Origin of the sequence: Nonomuraea sp. NPDC052116, from assembly GCF_040680035.1 — a bacterium.
Classification (GTDB): Bacteria; Actinomycetota; Actinomycetes; order Streptosporangiales; family Streptosporangiaceae; genus Nonomuraea; species Nonomuraea angiospora_A.
This window is the reverse complement of sequence record NZ_JBFAWA010000039.1, coordinates 34,326-54,402: the sequence shown is the minus strand read 5'-3', so window position 1 is coordinate 54,402 and position 20,077 is coordinate 34,326. Positions and strand designations below refer to the sequence as shown.

At 70.6% G+C, this 20,077-nt stretch carries 14 protein-coding genes and 1 pseudogene; 5 read left to right on the top strand and 10 right to left on the bottom strand.

Features of this window, described 5'->3' with window-relative positions; all coding sequences use genetic code 11:
- The first annotated feature begins 19 nt into the window (after positions 1-19).
- From AB0L65_RS49980 to AB0L65_RS49970, 3 genes are read left to right on the top strand one after another with little or no spacing between them, the layout of a single operon-like run.
- On the top strand, positions 20-3,676 hold the full coding sequence (locus AB0L65_RS49980) for a CHAT domain-containing protein (RefSeq protein WP_364261833.1): 3,657 nt from the start codon (positions 20-22) through the stop codon (positions 3,674-3,676).
- Positions 3,673-4,071, top strand: coding sequence for a hypothetical protein (locus AB0L65_RS49975; RefSeq protein WP_364261830.1), 399 nt, complete (start codon positions 3,673-3,675; stop codon positions 4,069-4,071). The genes AB0L65_RS49980 and AB0L65_RS49975 overlap by 4 nt, the downstream gene beginning before the upstream one ends.
- Positions 4,072-4,965, top strand: coding sequence for a hypothetical protein (locus tag AB0L65_RS49970; RefSeq protein ID WP_364261827.1), 894 nt, complete (start codon positions 4,072-4,074; stop codon positions 4,963-4,965).
- Positions 4,966-4,992: 27 nt separating this feature from the next.
- On the opposite strand, the gene AB0L65_RS49965 is transcribed toward AB0L65_RS49970, so the two are convergent.
- Positions 4,993-6,006, bottom strand: coding sequence for an AraC family transcriptional regulator ligand-binding domain-containing protein (locus AB0L65_RS49965; protein ID WP_364261824.1), 1,014 nt, complete (start codon positions 6,004-6,006; stop codon positions 4,993-4,995).
- 328 nt (positions 6,007-6,334) lie between these two features.
- On the opposite strand from AB0L65_RS49965, the gene AB0L65_RS49960 reads away from it, so the two are divergent.
- The gene (locus AB0L65_RS49960; RefSeq protein WP_364261821.1) at positions 6,335-7,168 is read left to right on the top strand and encodes an oxidoreductase; all 834 of its coding nucleotides are present in this window, start codon (positions 6,335-6,337) and stop codon (positions 7,166-7,168) included.
- A 454-nt stretch (positions 7,169-7,622) separates the two neighbouring features.
- Here the strand turns inward: AB0L65_RS49960 and AB0L65_RS49955 are convergent.
- From AB0L65_RS49955 to AB0L65_RS49935, 5 genes and pseudogenes are all read right to left on the bottom strand, one after another.
- Positions 7,623-7,733 (bottom strand): annotated as a pseudogene (locus AB0L65_RS49955) (IS5/IS1182 family transposase); the annotation flags it as partial.
- Between the two features lie 70 nt (positions 7,734-7,803).
- On the bottom strand, positions 7,804-11,022 hold the full coding sequence (locus tag AB0L65_RS49950) for a BTAD domain-containing putative transcriptional regulator (protein ID WP_364261818.1): 3,219 nt from the start codon (positions 11,020-11,022) through the stop codon (positions 7,804-7,806).
- A 229-nt stretch (positions 11,023-11,251) separates the two neighbouring features.
- Complete coding sequence (locus tag AB0L65_RS49945) at positions 11,252-13,282, bottom strand: alpha-N-acetylglucosaminidase (RefSeq protein ID WP_364261815.1); 2,031 nt, start codon at positions 13,280-13,282, stop codon at positions 11,252-11,254.
- Positions 13,279-13,794 carry a GNAT family N-acetyltransferase gene (locus tag AB0L65_RS49940; protein ID WP_364261813.1) on the bottom strand — a complete coding sequence of 172 codons (516 nt, stop codon included), beginning with the start codon at positions 13,792-13,794 and terminating at the stop codon, positions 13,279-13,281. Before AB0L65_RS49940 ends, AB0L65_RS49945 begins: the two co-directional genes overlap by 4 nt.
- Complete coding sequence (locus tag AB0L65_RS49935; RefSeq protein ID WP_364261810.1) at positions 13,791-14,489, bottom strand: NAD(P)-dependent oxidoreductase; 699 nt, start codon at positions 14,487-14,489, stop codon at positions 13,791-13,793. The genes AB0L65_RS49940 and AB0L65_RS49935 overlap by 4 nt, the downstream gene beginning before the upstream one ends.
- A gap of 175 nt (positions 14,490-14,664) precedes the next feature.
- Here AB0L65_RS49935 and AB0L65_RS49930 point away from each other — a divergent pair, with 175 nt between their 5' ends.
- A complete protein-coding gene (locus AB0L65_RS49930; protein WP_364261807.1) occupies positions 14,665-15,870 on the top strand; it encodes a glycoside hydrolase family 16 protein in 1,206 nt (401 codons plus the stop codon).
- Positions 15,871-15,900: 30 nt separating this feature from the next.
- On the opposite strand, the gene AB0L65_RS49925 is transcribed toward AB0L65_RS49930, so the two are convergent.
- From AB0L65_RS49925 to AB0L65_RS49910, 4 genes are all read right to left on the bottom strand, one after another.
- The gene (locus AB0L65_RS49925; RefSeq protein ID WP_364261805.1) at positions 15,901-17,211 is read right to left on the bottom strand and encodes a serine/threonine-protein kinase; all 1,311 of its coding nucleotides are present in this window, start codon (positions 17,209-17,211) and stop codon (positions 15,901-15,903) included.
- A gap of 150 nt (positions 17,212-17,361) precedes the next feature.
- Entirely contained in the window at positions 17,362-18,039 is a 678-nt protein-coding gene (locus tag AB0L65_RS49920) for a PIG-L deacetylase family protein (RefSeq protein WP_364261802.1), read from the bottom strand.
- Positions 18,036-18,857: a carbohydrate ABC transporter permease gene (locus tag AB0L65_RS49915; RefSeq protein ID WP_364261799.1), complete on the bottom strand. Its 822-nt coding sequence runs from the start codon at positions 18,855-18,857 to the stop codon at positions 18,036-18,038. The genes AB0L65_RS49920 and AB0L65_RS49915 overlap by 4 nt, the downstream gene beginning before the upstream one ends.
- 31 nt (positions 18,858-18,888) lie before the next feature.
- Complete coding sequence (locus AB0L65_RS49910; RefSeq protein ID WP_364261796.1) at positions 18,889-19,857, bottom strand: sugar ABC transporter permease; 969 nt, start codon at positions 19,855-19,857, stop codon at positions 18,889-18,891.
- Between the last annotated feature and the right edge of the window lie 220 nt (positions 19,858-20,077).

Here is a 20,077-nt window from a genome sequence, read left to right as displayed (position 1 = left end):
GTAGCCCCGGGAGGTCGCGATGTCAGCGGAGTCGTCACCCGAGGAAGGCGGCGAGCAGGACCCGGCTCTCGACGAGCAGGATCCGATTCTCGCCGAGCTCGCCGAGCTCATGAGCAGGCCCGACCTGGAGCGTGCCATCGCCTACCTCCAGGACCACCTCGGCCTGCTCGATCCTGCGCTCGACACGTGGCTGGTCCATGCCCTCGACCGCTGCGCGGCTGAGGGCATGGACGACTACGTCCCTCTGCTGACCTACTGGCGGGACCTCCTGCGCGACTGCCGCGAGCGCGGCTTCGTGGCCGCTCTGGAGGCCCGGGGGGCCGTGGTGCAGGGCACCGACTGGATCGTCCCCTACCTGGAGCGCATCGAGGAGCTGACGCCGCTCGCGGACCGTGGCGACGCCGCCGCGCTGGCGGAGACGGCAGGGATCTGGCTGCGCGTCGCCGAGACGGCCGAGGCCGGCGAAGACCACCCGGATCTGTGCGCGGCAGCCCGCAACAACGCCGCCCAAGCCATGATCCGCGGCTCCGGCGACCCGGCCGAGGCCGCCGCGCTCCTGCACGGAGCATTGGACCTGCTGCCTCCACGCTCTCCACAGAGACCAGGCATCCTGCTCAACCTGGCCCGCGCGACCGCCGCGCGCGACCCCGCCCGCGTGGCCGAGGCGATCGAACTGGTGCGGGAGGCGGTACGCGCTGACCCCGGCCTTCGCGAGGCGGCGGGAGATGCCCTGCGGGACGTCGCTTTTCACGTCTCCGCGGGCGACGGGCGCGGGCCGTCGATCCAGTCGATCGACGCCGCCCTCGCGATCGAGCGCAGGCTGCTGGCCGGCGAATATCCCACCGCGGGCGGGCCGGGTCTCACCGCCGCGATCATGGCCGGGTACCTGACCCGACGGCACGCCCTCTCCGGCGACGAGGACGACATCCGGCAGGCCGTCCTTGCGGCCGAGCAGGCCGTGGACCACACCCCCGAGGGGTCGGAGGACCGCGTGGAACGGCTCCACCGCCTGGCCGTCGTCCTGCGCGACCTGTCCGACGCCACCGGCGACGCCGACGCGCTCGACCGGGCCATCCGGCTGCACGAGGAGAGTCTCGACGGGCTCCCTCCCAGTGAGATGCGCGTTTACCACCTGCACGGTCTGGGCGTGGCCCGCCGCTACCGGTACCTATCACGGGGCCGTCGAGAGGACCTCGACGCCGCCGTGCGAGCGCACGAGGAGATGCACGCTCTCGCCGAGCCCGGCGTCGAACCGTATGACGCCGTACTCAACGTCTACGGCAACACGCTGCGACAGCGGTACCTGGCCTCGGGCGACGCCGCCGATCTCGACAAGGCGGTGCTCCTGCACCGCGAGGACGTCGCGAGGACCCGCGGCCCGGCACGGGTGACGTCCGTCAACGCCCTGGCCACGGACCTGCGGCACGTGTACGAGTCCACGGGGGACGTCGGGGCGCTGGAGGAGGCGGTCGAGTCCCTGCGGGAGGCCATCACCGCGAGTGTCGCCGGCCAGGAGCGGGACCGTGCGTGGATGACCCTCGCCAGCTGTCTGGTCCACAAGTTCCAGGCGTTCGGGGACGCCGGGTCCGGTGCCGAGGCGATCCGGATCATGGAGGAGGTTCTGAGCCGTACTCCGAGGTCCGCAACCGAACGCGCGGTGCGTGCCGGCAACCTGGGGGCGTTCCTCCTCGGGCAGACCCGGGAGGAGGAGCGGCCGGACGAGGCGCGGCTCGACCGGGCTGAGGAGCTCCTGACGGAGGCTGCGGCGAGTGCCGTCGGCATGGAAAGGGCCAGGCATCTGGTCAATCTGGGCACGTGCGTCAGCCGGCGCGCCGGCCACTCGGACTCCGAGCCGAGCGCGCGGCGTTTCGTCGGACTCTTGGAAGAGGCGCTCGACCTCTGCCCGCCCGACGCCCCCTTCGCCGCCGGCGCCCGGCTGAACCTGGCCGCCGCCTACCGGGACCTGCACCGGATCACCGCCGACCCCGCCGCCCTGACCCGCGGACTCGACCTGCTGCGCGACGGATGCGCGCTGGGCACCGCCCGGCAGCCGGAGGCCGTGCTGATGACGAGCAGGGGCTGGGGCGAGTACGCGGTCGCGAACGGTCTGCTGGAGCCGGCGGCGGAGGCGTACGGGTTCGCCTTGGACGCCCTTGACCGGGTCGTCGGCGGCAGCGTGCTCAGGGAGCACAAACAACGGTGGTTGTCGCAGGTGGAGGGGCTGGCGACGGCCGCCGCGGCGGCGTACGTGGAGGCGGGTGACGCCTGGAAGGCCGTCGTGGCGCTGGAACGCGGCCGGGCGCGGCTGCTCGCCGACGCGATCGCCGGTGACGCCGCCGAGACCGGCGTGCTCACCCTGAGCCATCCCCGGCTGGCCGGGGCGTACCGGGAGGCCGAGGCGCGGCTGCGCGATCTGCAGGGCCAGGCGCTCCAGCCGGTCGCCGGCGACTGGCTGCCGATGGCCGCCGGGTTCGACCGGGCGCGCCGCGACCTGGACGAGGCGCTGGCGCGCATCAGGGAGCAGCCCGGGTTCGAGCGTTTCCGGCTGCCCGATCCCGCGGGCGACGTCTTACGGGCTGCGCGGTCCGGCCCGCTCGCGTACCTCATGGCGGGCGACCGCGGCGGTTACGCGCTGCTGGTCGACGGCGGTTCTGTCACCGCCCACCCGCTGCCCGTCCGGCGGCAGGACGTCGTCGCGCGGCTGTCCGGCTACTTCGACGCCTACGAGCGGGCGGGCACCGACGTACGGCTCTGGCATCGGGTGCTCGACGAGACCACCCGCTGGCTCTGGGAGGCGGCGATGGGGCCGCTGCTCGACCTGGTCCCCGGCGAGCGACCGCTGACCGTGGTCCCGACCTGGGTGCTGGCCCTGCTGCCCTTCCACGCCGCCTGGGCGCCCGATCCTGAGGCCCCCACGGGACGGCGTTTCGCGATCGATCGCCGTCCGCTCACGTTCGCGCCGAACGCCGGGATCGCCGCCCGATCCGCGCCCGACGGTGCGAAGACCGAGCGCCTGCTCGCCGTCGAGGACCCGCAGCCGGTCTCCGCCCCTCCGCTGTCGTTCGTGAAGTACGAGATCGACGCCGCCGTCCGGGCCTTCCCCGAAGCCCGCCGCCTGTCCGGGCGCGAGGCCACCCGAGAGGCGGTGCTCGCCGGCATCGACGGCCACGGCCTGCTGCACTTCGCCTGCCACGGCTACGCCGACTGGGGGCAGGTGCTGAACAGTTACCTGCTCCTGTCCGGCGACCGGCCGCTGACGCTGCGTGACCTGCTGGTCAGGCAGGCACGCGGCCGGCTCGTGGTGCTGTCGGCGTGTGAGACGGCGTTGCCGCAGGCCGCGCTCGCCGACGAGGTGATCGGCCTGGCCACCGGCTTCCTGCAGGCCGGTGCGGCCGGGGTCGTGGGCTCGATGTGGCGGGTCTCCGACGCGAGCACGGCGCTGCTGCTCAGCCGGTTCTACGCGCTCTGGAAAGGCAGGGGCCACCCGGCGGTCGCGCTGCGGGACGCGCAGCGGTGGTTGCGCGACGCCACCAACGCCGAACTCAGCGCGGCCTATCCCGAGCTCATGAACCACTACGCGCCCATCCCGGAGCCGCTGCGCGCCGCCTGGGGGATGGGGCGCGACTTCTCGCATCCCGCCTATTGGGCGGCCTTCACCTACATGGGGGCATCATGACCGACAGTCCACCCTCGATCACGGAGCTGGCCGTCGCGATCAGGCCGCGGCTGCGCACGCTGCTCGGGGAGGAGGCCGAAGAAGTGGACGCCGTGCTCGGCGAGCTGCTCGCCCGTGGCGTGGCGGCCGAGCCCGAGATCCTGACGCTGCTGCAGCGGTCCGCGGCGACCCGCGAGTGGGCGTACGCGTTCCTGCGGCTGAGGGACGGCGGGGGCCTGCGCAACCCCCGCACGGCGTACTTCCCGCTGGGCGCCGCGGGTGGCTTCGTGGCCGGCGACGTCTATGGGTGCGAGGAATGCGAGCACCGATGGCACCGCCGCGCGGTCGGCCAGGCCGTACCGTCGTGCCCGCAGCACGACACGCCACTCGTCCGAATCCGCGAACCGGAGCTGTAGGTGCTGGAGGGCCTGTCGAAAGGTCTGGCGGACCGGGTCGCCGAGCGCTGGACCCGCGTCGTGATCCTGCCCGCCGCGCTGTTCTGGCTGGGTGGCGGGCTTGTGTGGTTCCTCGGCAGCGGCCGGGACGTCGAAGCGGCGGTCCAAGCGGTGACCAAGCAGGTGTCCACGTGGATGGTCGCCGCGTTCCTGGTCGTCGTGCTGTTGTCCGGGCTCCTGGCCAGACGGCTGGTCGACCCGGTGCTCGGCCTGCTCACCGGCCGCTGGCCCCGCTCGTTCGACTTCCTCGCCCGGCCCGCGGCACGACGTTGGTCGCGTAAGACCGCCGCCCGCGAGGCCCGCTGGCAAGTGCTGGCCGGGCAGGCCCGCGGCTGGTCCGAGGACCGCGAGCTGGCCGTCCTCGACACCTGGCTTCGCGGCATGCCCGCCGACCCCGCACGCTGCCTGCCGACCCGCCTCGGCAACGTCCTGGCGGCCGCCGAACGGTGGCCGACGGAGAAGTACGGGCTGGAGGCGTCGCACTGCTGGAGCCGGCTGTGGCTGGTCATCCCCGAGGAGGCCAGGAAGGAGCTGATCGGCGCGCGCGAGCGGCTCGACGGGCAGCTCACCGCCTGGATGTGGGGCGTGGCCTTCCTCGTCTGGACGCCCTGGGCCTGGTGGGCCGCGCCGGTGGGCGTCCTTGCCGCGGTCGTGGCCTACGCGGGCGCGGTCCGCTATGCGGGCGCGCTCGGCGACCTCCAGGAGTCGGCCTTCGACCTGTATCGGGGCGCGCTCTACACGCACCTGCGCTGGCCGCTGCCCGAGGACGCCGAGGCCGAGCGGGCCGCGGGACGGCTGCTGACGGCGTATCTGTGGCGGGGCTCCCATGACCGGATCCCGCTCCGGCCGGAATGACGGCGACGCTCAGCGCGCCCGTCGAACTCATGCCTCCTGGCCGGCGGCACCGGTGGCGGCGGTGGCTCGGAGGGTGTCCGGGGTTGTCCCGGTCCAGGTGCGGAACGCCCGGTAGAAGGAGTTGGAGTCGTCATAGCCCAGTAGGTAGGCGATTTCGGCGGTGCGCATCGCGCTGTGGTTCAGATAGTGGCGGGCGAGGTCCTCGCGAGTGCCGGCGAGGACTTCTTGGAAGGTGGTGCCCTCGAGTCGCAGCTGTCGCTGCAGCGTGCGCGCGCTGACGGCGAGATGGCGGGTGACCTCCGTCATGGAGGCGCCGCCGGCCGGCAGCGTCTCGTGCAGGGCCGCGCGCACGCGGTCGGCGACGCTGTCCGCGGCCCGCAGGTCGGAAAGGCGTCTGCGCAGTTCGGGTGCGAAGAAGCGCCACATCTGCTCGTTCTCGGTCAGGAACGGGCGGTGCGCGTCGTGGCGGTCGAAGGTGATGGCGTGGGCGGGCCCGGTGCGTACGCGTACCCCGAAGAAGCCCTCGAGTGCGAGGCGGTCTGCGGGCGGCTGCGGGACGCTGACGTCAACCGGCCGGACGTGGTGGCGGGTCGCGATCCGGGCCAGGGCGGCCCAGAACACCAGCTCGGCCGTGGCCAGCAGCTGCGGCGGGGTCATGCCCGCGGGCCAGTGGCAGGTGATCGTCAACCCGTCGCCGCCCTGGTCGAGCTCCAGCCGCATGGGGCCGATCAGCGGCTTGTACGTCGCGATGCGCTGCGCGGCGGTCGTGAGGTCGGCGCTGCACAAAGCGGCGAAGATGGGCGGGTTGAACATCTCGACCGAGATAGACCGGCCGATCGCGACAGCGAGATCGCGATCGCCGCCCTCGGCGTCGAGCGCCTCCCAGAACCGGAAGTACTCCTCGGGCGCGAGGGCGGTCGGTCCCCGGCCGAACAGGTCGGCCGGCAGTTGGGCGCGGCGCAGCACGCGCGTCGGCGATACGCCGAGATCGTTCAGCAGTGCCTTGATGCTCGGGTCGAGGGTGAATCGCCGGCCGCTCATCAGTCCAGCCTAGAGGCCGCGAGCTCCGATGTTGCTTACGGATCACGCCACCGCGCTTGCCGATCACGTCACGGTGCGCCGGCGTCTCGCTGCCGGTGAGGTCGAGCCGACCAGGGGCGCGAGGCCACCTCGCCACCGCATGTGATGGCCTGTGGCAGTGGCGCGAGATGCAAGTGGATCGGCGCGGTGTGCTAGTCGCTGAGCCCGGATGGGCTCCTAGCGTTGGTGGCGAAGGTCGAGATCCCCTCGGAAGGCCGGCGGGAGCGGCACGACGGGTGCGCCCGCGCGCCGACGACAACCAAGCTCCGACACGTTCGAAGGAACCACCATGGCTACCAAGGTCGCACTGGTCACCGGCGCCTCCTCCGGCATCGGCGAGGCCGCCGCGCTCAAGCTCCACGAGGCCGGCTACACCGTCTACGGCGCAGCGCGGCGGGTGCAGCGCATGCGGCACCTCGCCGAGTCGGGCATCCGCCTGCTCGCGATGGACGTGAGCGTCGACTCCTCCATGCAGGCCGGGGTCGAGAAGATCATCGCCGAGACCGGCCGGATCGACGTGCTGGTCAACAACGCCGGCTACGGCTCCTATGGCGCGCTCGAGGACGTGCCCATGGACGAGGCCCGCGACCAGTTCGAGGTCAACGTCTTCGGCGCCGCGCGCCTGACCCAACTGGTGCTGCCGCACATGCGCGCGCAGCGCTCGGGCACGATCGTGAACATCACCTCCATGGGAGGCAAGATCTACACCGCCCTCGGCGCGTGGTACCACGCCACCAAGTTCGCGCTCGAGGCGATCAGCGACTGCCTGCGCATGGAGGTCAAGCCCTTCGGGATCGACGTCGTGGTGGTCGAGCCGGGTGGCGTCAAGTCCGAGTGGGGCGGCATCGCCGCGCAGAAGGTCCGCGCCGTCTCCGGGACCGGCCCTTACGCGCCGCAGGGCAACGCCGTGGCCGATTCGCTCAGCTCCGAGGCCAACGAGCGCCGCCTCTCGGCACCCGAGCTGATCGCCAAGACGATCGTGAAGGCCGTCAAGGCGCGCCGTCCCAGGACGCGGTACGCGGTCGGCTTCGCCGCCAAGCCGATGATCTTCCTGCACGGTGTGCTGCCCAACCGCACGTTCGACGCGGTCATGCGCCGGGTCACCGGCGTGCCCGCGTCCTGAGGCACGGGTGGGCGACGTTCATCACTTCGAGGGGCGTCCAACAGCCGGGCCTCGGCCTGAGCCGGCGTATCCCGCGACCGCACCGGCCGGATGGGGGCGGGCACCCGATCCGGTGGCCGCGCAGTACGCGGGGGAGTAGTCGTCCGCCCCAGACCGGATTGGGCCGATCGGGCAGCACAGGCTGGTCAGGAAGAAGGGGACCTTCCCGCCAACCAGGGTTGGCGGCGATGGGGGCATCGACGCATCCGGCATCCTGGCAGGCGACTTTGTCCATGTCGATACGGTGTTCCTCAAACGCCTGTACGTGCTGTTCGTCATGGAGCTCCCCGGGTGAGTCTGCCGGTGACTTCAGGCACCGGTTGTCGGTCAGCAGTGATGCCGGCCCATGTAGCTGAGAAGCGATGTCGATGAGTTCTGACTCCATCGGCGGGGTTGCGATGACACGATGGACGTGCTTCTCCGGCGATGGAGGCCTCCCCCTTTTCCGCGCCCCGGCGGCATGCTGATGCGCTCGAGCGATCGCGGAGTCCACCGACACGTCCCACACGATCCGGCCTGCTCCATTGCGGCGGCCGACCCGGCTTCCGAGGCTGCGGCAGCAGCGGCTCCAGCACCGCCCACCGTCCAGCGCGCGATCAAATGTCCGGCGATTCCTGGTCGATTTCGGCCAGGAACCGCTCGGAGCGGCGCGCGAAGAGGTAGGCCCCGCGTTCGTCCGATCGGGCGCGGGCTGCTTCGGCGGCGGCTCGCACGACGTCGACGGGTCCGCCGCGGGCGTGCAGCAGGCGCGCGCGCAGCAACAGCAGGAGCCCTTCGGCGTAACGTTGGCCGTAGGTCGTGAGGGCCTGGTCGGCTCGGTCGAGGGCGGATGCGGCCGCGTCGGGCATGTCGGCGGCCAGCCACATCTCGGCGATCAGTCCGTAGTGGTATGCGATGCCCCATCGCGGCGGGTCGAGGAGGGTCGCGGCCAGGAGTTGTTCGGCCTCTGCCGCCTTGCCGGCCGGGTCGTCGCCGGTGAGTGCACAGGCCCAGTGCCAGTCCAGCCGGATGTAGTGCTCGTGCGCGACGCCGGAGCGGTCGGCGCCGGCCGCGATCCACCGCTCGGCCGCCCACATCACCCATCGCGCGTCACCGGCCATCGAGGCCGCCATGGTGTGGTAGTAGGCCCAGACCGACATCGCAAACAGGTCTTCGTCGGCTAGGTACGCCTTGTCGATCGCGGACCGTGCCGTCTCGACATCGCCGTGCAGCGCGGTGATCACGGCCAGCCAACCGATCCGTTCATTCGGCACCTTCCACGGTCCGAGGTCGCCGGCACCATGGCGCGGGCTGGTGTGGCCTTGCGCGCTGAGGAAGCGGTACGCCTCGCCGATGTTGCCGATGTCCCACTGGTACAGGCCCCAGGCATGCCGACCGTACGCCTGGATGATCGGGTCGGCGGACGCCTGTCCTCGCTCGTACACTCGGCGAGCCCACCTCCCACGGTCCTTCTCGATCGAGGTGTAGGCCCCGACGAGCCGAACGAACAGAAAGTGGACGGCCTGCGTCTCGCGGCCGAGCATGCGGGCCAGGTACTCGGCCCGCTCCAGCAGGTCGAACGCCGAACCGCCGTATCCCCCGTGCCTGCTGGCAACAAGGGTGAGCAGTGACAGCACCGACAGTTCCAGGTCCCGCAGGCCGGCCGTGCGCGCGATCTGGGCGGCCGATTCCAGGTGCCGGGCGGCGTCCGCGAACGCGAGCTTGGTCGCCGCACGGCGCCCGGCACGGGCCAGTGCCTGCGCGGTGCGAGCCGGGTCGGCGAGCGGGCCGGCGGCCCAGAGGTGGTAGGCGAGGCGTTCGGCGACAGACTCGTCGTCCACATGGGTGCGTTCGAGGGCGTCGGCGACCAGCAGATGCAGGTGGACGGTCTGCTGCCCCGTCGTGGTCCCGGTGACCGACTCGCGGACCAGGTCGTGCGCGAACCGTAGCGAGTGCGGGCTTTCCGGCTTGGTTTCCAGCAGACCGAGCGCCTGCAGCGGTTCGAGGCGTTCGAGGCAGTCCGCGACGTCGACGCCGCCTGCGGCGGCGAGCAGGGCGAGGTCCACGTCGCGGCCGATGAGCGCGGCGACATGCAGCAGGTCGCGAGCGCTGTCGTCGAGACCCGCCATCCGGTCGCGGATGACGTCTCGTACGGTGGCTGGTACCCCAGCCGGCACTGCTGCCTCGCCGTCGCGCAGCGAGCCGCCATCGCTCAGGAGCCGGGACAGCTCCTGGACGAAGAACGGATTGCCGGCCGTACGGGTATGGATGCCGCGGGCGACATCAGCGCCCGGGTCCTGGCCGATTTCGCGGCGGATGAGCTCGGTCACCTCGGTCAAGCCGAGCGGGCCGAGCCGGATCCTGCGGTGATCCGGCAGCCGACTGGCCGCGGCCAGGACCCGCGACAAGTCAGAGCCGGGTACGGGTGCGCGATCACGGAGCGCGCCGATGATCACCGTGCCGGCGGGTAGCCGGGCCGTGAGGTGGCCGAACAGCTGGAGCGAGGCGGTGTCAGCCCATTGGAGATCATCGAGGATCAGCAGCGTGGGCCGTTGCGCCGAGGCCTGCCCGACTACGGTGACGACCTGTTCGAACAGGCGGAACTGGGCGCCGCTGTCAGGAACCGTTGGCGCGGCCGCGCTGTCGTTTCGCGGTTCGAGGAGGCCGCCGAGATCACTGGCGAGCCATTTCTCCCGCAACGGCGCCGGCAGGCTGTCGAGGATCGGACGGAGCGCCTGCTCCCACGGCCACATCGGCGGTGTTCCATCACCTTCCAAGCAGGAACCCCAGACCACGAACGGGCCGAGCCGGCTCGCCTCGGCGGCGGTTTCCTGCAGCAGGCGGGTCTTGCCCACGCCCGGTTCGCCTTCGACGATGGCGAGCGCCGAGTGGCCGGTGAGTGCCATCTCGACGGCTTGCCGCAGGATGGCGAGCTCCTCGGCCCGGCCGACCAGCCCGGCCGCCGCTCGCGCCGACGCGCCGTCACCCCCGACGTCCGCACCCGTCACTACCGGCGACGTCGGAGGCTGCGCCAGTACCTGCAGATATGCGGCCTGCAGCGCCGGGCCGGGCTCGACACCGAGCTCGTCGGCAAGGCAGTCGCTGACCGTGCGGAACGCCGACAGAGCCTCCGCACGGCGTCCCGCGGCCCCGAGGATGGCGATAAGGCCGGCCTGCACCGGTTCATGGAACGGCGCCATCGATGCGGCCAGCCGCAACGCCGGCAGCACAGGCACCGGCCGGCGCAGCGACATCGCCAGTTCGGCCGCTGCGGCGCACGCGGCGTGGAACTCGTCGTCGAGGGCCGCGAAGATCGGCGACGCGGTTGGCCCATGCGTGAATCCGTCGCCCGCACGGCCCTGCCACAGGCCGAGCGCTTCGATGTAGCGATCAAGCGCCGTTTCGTGACGATGCTCTGCGAGGGCCTCTTTCGCGGTCTCGACGAGCTCCCGGAAGGCGACCAGGTCCAACATGCCGGAAGGCGCCGTGAACAGGTAGGCGTTGCCGCGGCGGTGCAGGTATGAGCCGGTTCTACGGGAGGGGATCGCGGGTTCGAGCAGCCGCCGCAACGCGCCGACGTACTTCTGGATGATGTTGAGCGCGCTGCTGGGGACGCCGTCGCCCCAGATCAGATCGATCAACTCGCTCGCGCTGATCGGCCTGCCCACCCGAGCCAGCAGCAAGGCCAGCAGATACGCCTGCTGTCGGGGCCCCGTATCCAGCTCGACACCGTCCCGCCACACCCGTAACGGGCCGAGGACCTGCAGGCGCAAACCAACGCCACCGACCGGCCGCCCCTCGTCGTCAGGCTGGACCGGATGAACTGGCAAGGCCACGCCGACCCCCGGGAACGTGACGGATCGTCGGCTGACCAGCCGTCGAACGCGGAGTTGTAGCGCGCACCAGCCTACCGGTCCAAATCCTGCCCAGAAACCCATCAAACGTCGATCCGACCAGGCACGCACCCCAGCCGGCCACCACCGTCGCCGAGTCGCCCAGGCCGGTGGTCTGGGCGGCTCGGGGTGGGGCGTGGCGAGCAGGGTGCCGCAGGCGCGTGCTGTGGCGCTACTCGATCGCCTGACACAAGCGGGCATTAAGGTCGAGAGCCACCCGGTAGGGGTCTGCTGTTGGATGTTCCGGATACGGGGTGCGGTCACGCGACCAGGCGTCCTCCACCGCGAACCAGTCGATCCCCTCGGGGTCGCCGCCGCCGAGCAGCGTGTCGAAGAACAGGCGCCAGCGCATCGCGTGGAAGTCGCGGACAAGCCCGGCCCACTCCCGGTTGGCGTAATCCTTCAGGTGCACGTCCGCGCCACGGGGACCCCACGTCGTGAGCAGGCACCTGGCGTCGTACTCCAGCCGCGCCGCCTCCTCCTCGTCCGCCGCCGCCGCGCGGGCGGCCGCCAGCCAGGGTCCGAGGAGGAAGTACGGCGAAGCGGACAGCACCCGGTCCAGCAGCTCCATGTCCTCCAGCCAGGTCACGGTCAGCCGGCGGAACCGCTCCAAGTCGCCGGACTCGAACGCGGCTCGCAACGCGGGCAGCAGCACCCACGACCGGTTGGTGAGCGCCTGCCGGGCGACGTCGACCAGGTCGAACTGGTATGCCGAGGTGCCGCGCAACGCCGGATCCACCTGGAGGAGCTGATCGAGCGCCGCGGCGAAGCGCTCGAGGTCGTAGCGCGGCGCACGCGGCGACCAGGTGGCCGCGTTGGCCGCGGTCAGCGACGGCCGCGCGAGGAACGGGCTGTCCTGCGGTTCGCTCCACCCGTCGGCCGGCAGCGAATAGGCCGTCGTGCGCAGGATCTCCCACGCGCGCGCCGCGTGCGGGTCGGCTCCGCCGTACCGCCGGCGAGAGAAGTCCGTGAACCACCCGGCGTGATCGATGGGCTGGTCGTGCCAGGCGAGCTCGGCGAACAGGGCGAAGGACGCGGGGTTCGTGCCGGTGCCTTCGGGCATGTACGCGATGCCGCGCAGCGACGGCCCGCGCCGCCACTCCGCGAAGCGGGTGACCCAGACGCCGGTGTTCGCCCCGATCGTGGTGTGGCCGCCGAAGTTGGGGATGGTTCCGAAGCAGTACGGCGTGCCGAGCCACCCGGTTTCGCGGTCGAGATCGGGGTGGCGGTCGGCGACGCCGTCGAGGATGAGCAGGCCGTCGGCGGCTTCGATCAGCTCGCGCACGGGGTTGTCGAGCCAGCCGAGCACCACCCAGGTGGCCCCCGGCCTGGCCTTGCGCAGCGCCTCCTGGACCGCTTTGACCGCTTCCGCGACCGGGACGTCGCCGGGCGTGCCACCCTCGTGCAGGAGGTCCATCTTGACCATGGAGCTCTTGCCGTACAGCTCGGCCTGGTGGCAATAGAACGCCTCCGCGACCTGGGCGAACATCGGGTCGCGCGGATCGAGCCAGTCGGGGCGCTCGAAGCCGACCCAGCCGCCCTGCGGGACCACGCGCCCGGGGAAGCCGGGCGGCACTGTCCCGAAATATCCGGGCATGACGGGGGTGAGGTCGAGCTCGCGCAGCCGGGTGACGATCTGCTGGGCCAGCCGTACCCGCTGGTCGAAGAGCTGCTCCGAGACCGGCCCGGTGAAGGCGGCCATGTTCTGCAGCAGCCACCAGGGCTGGTGGCCCGGCGAGGGGATCCAGGCGCGGAGCTGCTCGTCGGTGTACCCGAATTCGGTGAATGTCCGGCGATAGACCTCCTCCATGCCGACCGTGACGAGCACCTCGTTGATGCCGTGCAGGGCCATCAGGTCGATCTGCCGCTCCCAGGTGGCCCAGTCCCGATACGGCCCCGAATAGCCGTCGTCGGTGTCGTTCAACGCGAACCGGTGCTGAACGACGGCCTCTTTCGCGATATATGGCGCTTGGGGCAGCTTGTCGGGAAGGCGTGACAGGCTGTCTCCCGGCCACCCGGCGCTCACGCCTGCGACCCGCGTCAGATACCAGTGCACACCTGTGAGCAGGGCGGACGCCGACGTTCCGGTGATCGTCGTAGCTTCGACGCGGAACCGGTCGCCCGCCCCCCGCTGCTCGACGAGCGTCAGCTGATCGTGATGACCGGGAAGCAGGCGGCGTACGGCTCCCGCCACGGCGCTCACCAGGGCAGCCCACGCAGGTCGATCGGGCCGCCCTCGGGGAAGCCTTCGCCCAGCACCATGGCGGGGATCGAGGAGGCCATGCGCTCTCCCGTGTAGACGTTGCTCATCACGACCGGCGCGTGCACCTGGACCCATCCGGCGGCCTCGTAGAAGCCCTGCACGTGTGGGCCGCAGGTGAGGAAGCCGAAGCGTTCGGTGAGGACCTCGCGCAGCTCGTTCATCAGCGCGACGCCGAGACCTCTGCCGCGCATCGCCGGGTCGGTGCAGACGTGGCCGATCCCGGCGACGTAGACATCCTGGTCACCGACGCCGATGCGGCGGCGTTCCACACCGAGGTGGGCGATCGGGCGGTCGCCGTCGCTCAACCACAGCCGCCACTGCGGGCGGGCGAGCCACCAGGACTGGAGCGCGAAGTGGCCGGCCCTGTCAGGGAACGCGGCGGCGAGCAATGGACGTAGCGCGGCGTCCTGCTCCTCGGTGAGGTGGGTCTCGGCGACGAAGGTAGCGATCAACGGGTGGCCTCCTCGTAGCTGGGGCACGGACCCCATCCGTCCACGTCGGGGGTCTGGTCGCGGTAAGGCTCGGAGTCGCAGGTCGGCGTGTAGCCGAGGTTGTTGCGCGTCGACCAGACACTGCTGGTGTTGGCCGAGACGCCGTGGCAGACCTCGAAGCGGACGGGGGCCTCCAGGGCCAGGAGCACGAGCTGACCCAGGTCGTCAGGGGCGAGCCAGGCGGGCAGCGCCTGCTTGGCCGGCGGCTTGGGGACGGTCGCACCGAGGCGCAGGCAGATGACGGCTCCGCCGTACCGATGGCTGTGCATGCGCCCCGCGGCCTCGGCGAAGGCCTTGGCCGCGCCGTACCTGCAGCAGGGGCTGGGCGGCCAGTCGGGCTCGACGGGGCCGGCCCGGTACTGCCCCATCACGTGGACCGAGCTCGCCAGCACCACCCGCCTGGCACCGGCCGCGTCCAGGACGTTGGTCACGGCGCGCATGTTGGGCCCGGCGAGGTCGTCCCAGGAGGCGTCGGGGTTGGGGTTGGCGGCCAGATGCAGGATCGCGTCGACGCCGTCGGCCACCTGGCGGGCGAAGTCCGCGTCGGCCAGATCGCCGTCCGCGAGATCGGTGAGACGCAGCTCGTGGCGTTTTTCCAGGGCGGGGATGACCTGGCCGGCCACCAAACCACCGGCACCTGTGACAAGTACCCGCATCGTCCTCTACCTCCTGAAAGGTCGTCCCACATGCTGGCATAGCCCGATTCATACGGCAACGGTTGCAGAGGAGTTTCCATCCAGTTTCATGAAGTTTCCAGAAATGTCTTGACGCTTGGTGCAGTCCGGATCAATGTGGGCGGCAACATCATCCGCCTCACAAGGAGGGCCGTACATGCGCCAGATCTTGCGAGCAGCCATCGCGCCCGCGGCAATCGTGGTGCTCGCCGTCCAGGGGACCGCGGCCGCGACACCCGCGGGCGTGGTCGACTACACGGTGACGAACGCGGTGACCCTTCAGGCGTTAGGCCGTGACATCCAGTCCCCGACCGCCGACCAGACCATCACCTTCGGCGCCAAGCTCGTGGCCGACTCGGCGAAGAACTTGGACGAGCTGGTCTTCGTCATCCGCGACGCCGGCGACGCAAACTTCGACGTCGGCGACCGAGACGGCTACCAGCTCGGCACCTCCCAGCAGACCTTGACGGCCTCCCGTACGCTGCCCGCCGGCACCTACCGCGTGTGGGCGGTCTACAGGGTCGGCGCGACCTGGACCAACCTGACCCCCAACCCCGCCCAGACCTTCGCCGTCGGCTCCTCCGACCCCGGCAACGAGAACCCGCCCTCCGGCACACAACCCACCGGCGGTGGATCCGGCTGGAACCTCAGGTGGTGGGACGAGTTCTCCGGCACCTCCGTCGACTGGGGCACCAAGTGGCGCGGCCACTCCGGCGCCCTCGCCGACGCCGGCCGCGGCAACAAGAACAACCAGCAGCTCGAGTACAACCTCGACCGTAACTGCAGCGAGGCCAACGGCGTCGTCACCATGACCGCCAAGCGCGAGCGCTACACCGCACCCTCCGGCCAGGTCTACGACTGGACCTCGTGCCTGCTCACCTCCATCGGCACCAGCGGCTTCGCCCTCAAGCACGGCTTCATCGAGTCCCGCGCCAAGCTGGCCTTCAACGTCGTCGACGCGGGCGGCAACCCCGTCGCCGACAAGCGCGGCTTCTGGCCGGCCTTCTGGACCTGGCAGGCCGACGGCGTGAACTCCTGGCAGGAGACCGACGTCTACGAGCAGTACAGCGACAACCCGCGCAGGCTCTACCTCACCTCGCACGCCAACGCCGGCGGCGGCTGCCAGGTCGACCTCGACTTCGACCCGGGCGCCGACTTCCACACCTACGGCGCCGACATCTCAGCGTCGGGCACGAAGTTCTCCATCGACGGCAGGCAGGTCTGCAGCGTGGCGGGCACCGCCTCGGAGAACACCAACCTCATCGAGGACCTGTACGTCTACTCCCGCTCCGGCTACCAGCCGGCGGCTGCCACGGTCTCGGCCCAGAAGGCCGTCGACTACGTCCGCGTCTGGCAGAGGTAACCCGGAGGCCACGGGCCAGGTCGCCGGTCATCATGTCGCCGACGGGCTGTCGCCGCCGGGCCTGGAGCGCCGGAGCTTCCTCGACTCCCAGGTCCAGCCCGCCGCGACGAGCATGACGACGGTGATCACGAGCGGCGCGATCACTATGACCTCGTCGTCGTCCAAAGACGGGATGAGGCGCAGGAGAATCAGGCCCAAGCCGTCGAAGGCGAGAAACGCGGCGCCGGCACCGGCGAGGAACCCGATGACACCCACGACGACGGCAACGGTCTTCCCGGCGATCGGCGGCACGAAGCGGGCGATCTGCGCGCACAGTAAGCCGGCCAGACCGATGTCGGCGAGGACGGCGACCACCAGGGGGATCATGTCGTCACGGTCGAACTCATCCTCGAGTTCGTCCCAGGTGATGCCGAGGTGAGTGAGGCCGAGGAGACCGAGGGCGAAGACGATCGCCATCATCACCGCGACACCTTTGTGCTGCCACCCTTGCTGGGGGACCTGCCCGGGCGGGAGGATCCTGGTGCCGTCCCGTCCGTGGTCCCGGCCCGGCTGTCGCTCACCGAGCATGGCCAGTGCGCCCTCGACGGTCGGCCTGTTGCCGGGGTCCTTGTCGAGCAGCCGCGTGATGAGCGGCGCGAGCCGGCCCGCCCGTCGCGGCGCCGGGGGCTCTTCCAGCAGGACCGCGGTCAGTGCCGCCGGTTGGGTGTTGCGGCGGAACGGCGAGACGCCCTCGACGGCCTGGTAGAGGGTGACGCCCAGGGAGAACAGGTCGCTGGCGGGGAGCCCGTCGATCCCGCGCAACCGTTCGGGGGCCATGTACTCGGGTGAGCCGATGGTCATCCCGGCGGTCGTCAGGGTGGTGTCGGTGGTGTGGACGGCGATCCCGAAGTCGGTGAGCAGGACCTTCCCGTCCTCGGCGAGCATGACGTTGGCCGGTTTGATGTCGCGGTGCACGATGCCCGTCTGGTGGGCCGCGCCGAGCGCCTTCAGCAGCGCCGTGGCCAGCTGTGCGGCCCTGTCCACCGGCAGCGGTCCGCGCGTTTCGAGGTGCTCGTGCAGCGACTGGCCGTCGATCAGCTCCATCACGATCCAGGGCAGGCCGTCCGAGACGATGTCGTGGATGGCCACGACATTCTCGTGCGCCCGCAACCGGACGGCGTTGCGGGCCTCACGCGTGGTGCGCTCCAGCCGCTTGTCCTGCTCCGCCTCGGACATCCCCGGCAGCAGCTGCAGCTCTTTGATCGCCACTTCGGCGTCCAGGACCTCGTCATGGGCACGCCAGACGCGTCCGAAGCCGCCGGCCCCCAGTACCTCGATCAACCGGTAACGTTCGCCGACCATGTAACCAGGCTGCGCCGATGTCATGCCACCTCGCCCGTCTTGCCCCGTATGACAGTTGATCAGAGTAGATCACCGGCAGGAGCGCCGTAACCCCATAACGTGATCGGGAGCAGCCCGGCCTGCGGCGCAGGCGTGCGTCAGGCGGTCGAACTAGCGGCGTTTGATGACGGTGAAGGCCTCCGCCAGACGGCCCGCGGGGAGGCCGCCGCGGGCGGCGATGGCGGCGAAGCGTTCGCGGTTCTCGACTTCGCCCGTCCCCGGCTGGGTCTTGTGGGCGGTGAGTGCCGCGAGTTTGCGGTCGAAGGTGTCGGTGATGTCGACGTACAGGTCCGGCGCAGGGCTCTCGCTGAACCAGACCTCCGACACCTGCCATGGCGCGAGGTCCGCCAGGTCGGGGTGGACGTAGCGGTTCATGGCATCGGGGTAGACCGCGCAAGAGGCCGCCTGGCCCACGGCCGCGTGGTCGGGATGGTCCGCGTCCCGCAGGCCCCAGGTCCGCGTCGGAGAACTGGTCAGCAGGCGGTGCGGCCGCACCTGGCGGATGACGCGGGCGATGTCCCGCCGCAGGTCGAGCGAGACCTCGACACGGCCGTCCGCGTACCCGGAAAGGAAGTACACCTTCCGCGCGCCCACCGCCTCGGCCGCCGCTCGTTGTTCCGCCATGCGCAATTCCTGGATGCGCTCGCGTGGTTCGCCGTCGCCCGCCTCCCCGCGGGTGACGACCAGGTAGGAAACCTCCATTCCGGAGTCCACCCATTGGGCGACGGTGCCTGCGGCGTTGAAGTCGACGTCGTCCGGGTGGGCGAATACGGCGAGTGCGCGGGTCATTTGAGTGCTCCTGCGGTCAGGCCCTCGACGATGCGACGCTGGAAAACGAGGGCGCCGATGACGAGGGGAACGGTGACGGCGACGCCGGCGGCCATCTGGGTGCCGAACGGCTGGTCGAACTTGTACTGGCCGGTGAACAGCGCGGTGATGACGGGGGCGGTGCGCATCTCCTTCTCGTTGGTCACCGACAGCGCGATGATGAATTCGTTCCACGCCGCGACGAACGTGATGATCGCGCTGGTGAAGACCCCTGGCATGGCGAGCGGCAGAATCACCTTGCGGAATGCCTGCCAGCGGCTGCAGCCGTCCACCTGGGCGGCGCCTTCCAGCTCATGCGGCATCTGCTTGAAGAACGCGGTCAGGTTGAACACGGTCAGCGGCAGCGCGAAGCTGATGCTCGGGACGATCAATGCCTGGTAGGTGTTGATCCACTCCAGGCCGACGAAGAGTTTCAGCAGCGGGATCAGCAGCGAGATGCCGGGGAACATCGAGGTGGCGATGATGACGGCCAGGATGACGTTCTTGAAGGGGAATTCCAGCCGCGCGATCGCGTAGGCGGCGGTGATGCCGATCATCAGCGTGAGCAGTGTCGTCGTGCCTGCCACCACGAGGCTGTTGACCAGCGCCCGGCCGAAGCCGTTCTGCACGGAGAACGCGGCCGTGAAATTGTCGAACGACAAAGGGAAAGGAATCGGGGACAGGTCGAAGGAGTCGTCCGGTCGGCGCAGCGCCGTGGCGATCATCCAGTAGAACGGTGCCAGGCAGTAAACGACGATCAGCCCGATGCCGATGTTGTAGATCGTGCGCCCGGACATCATGCGGGTCCCTTCAGCGAGCTTGGAACGGCCATTACCCGCGTCCCTTGAGGCCGCGTCCGATGAGGTCGGCGCCGAGCATCTTGACGAAAATGAAGGCGATCACCGCGACGTAGAGGAAGAGCACGGTGGAGTAGGCGGCGGCCGGGCCGTACCTGACGTTCGAAAGCTCGTACTGCGCCAGCGTGGACAGGGTTTCGACCGAGTGCTTGTGCGCGCCGACGAGCACGAACGGCAGGTCGAACATCTTGAGCGCGTCCAGGATGCGGAACAGCACGGCGACCACCAGCGCCGGCCGCACCAGCGGCAGGGTGATCTGCCAGAACGTCCGCATGGCCGAGGCGCCGTCGACACGCGCGGCCTCGTAGACGTCCTTGGGGATGATCTGCAGCCCGGCCAGCACGAGCAGGCCGATGAACGGCGCGGTCTTCCAGATGTCGGCGATGAGCACCGCGGTGAACGGCGCCGACATGAAGCCCCAGACGGTGGCGTGGTCGGCGGTCCACACGATGTCCGTGTTGAGCACCGCGTTGGCCACGCCGTCCGTTTCAAAGATCCATTTCCACAGAAGTCCCGAAATGGCCGTCGGAATCGCCCACGGCACCAGCACGCTGGCACGCACCAGCGCCCGCCCGCGGAACGCCCGCTGCATCACCAGCGCCATGGCCACACCCAGCACGACCTCGGCGGCCACCCCGGCAATGGTGAACAGCGTGGTGTTCCAGAACGCGTTGCGGAACGCCTCGCCGGACGCGCCCGTGAACAGACCGGCATAGTTGCCAAGCCCGAACGACTCGGTCGCCTCGATCATGCCGGTCTGCTGGTTGACGCGGTTGGCGACCTCGATGAAGGACAGCCGCAGCGCCGCGACCACGGGATACCCGGCGACCAGGGCGAGCGTGAGCAGCGTGGGCCCGAGCATGAGCGCGGCCGTCCATGAGTCACCGCCCCGGGGGCGGAGCCGCGCCGCCCGCTTGACGGGGGCGGCAATGCTGATCGTCACGTTTCGTCCCTTCACGTACGGCGAAGCCGGAGGAACTCCGGATACCTCCCGCTTGGGCATCCGCACTTCCGGAGACCTGCGGTCCGGGACCCGGCCCCCGAGGTCCCGGCGTAGCTGCTCAAACGGGTAGGGCGAGCGGGGCAGCCGTCCGTGTCCCGGCTCGGTGGGAGTGGGGAGCGAGCCGCAGGCGGAGCCGGGCAGGTGGACCCGGCCCCGCCAG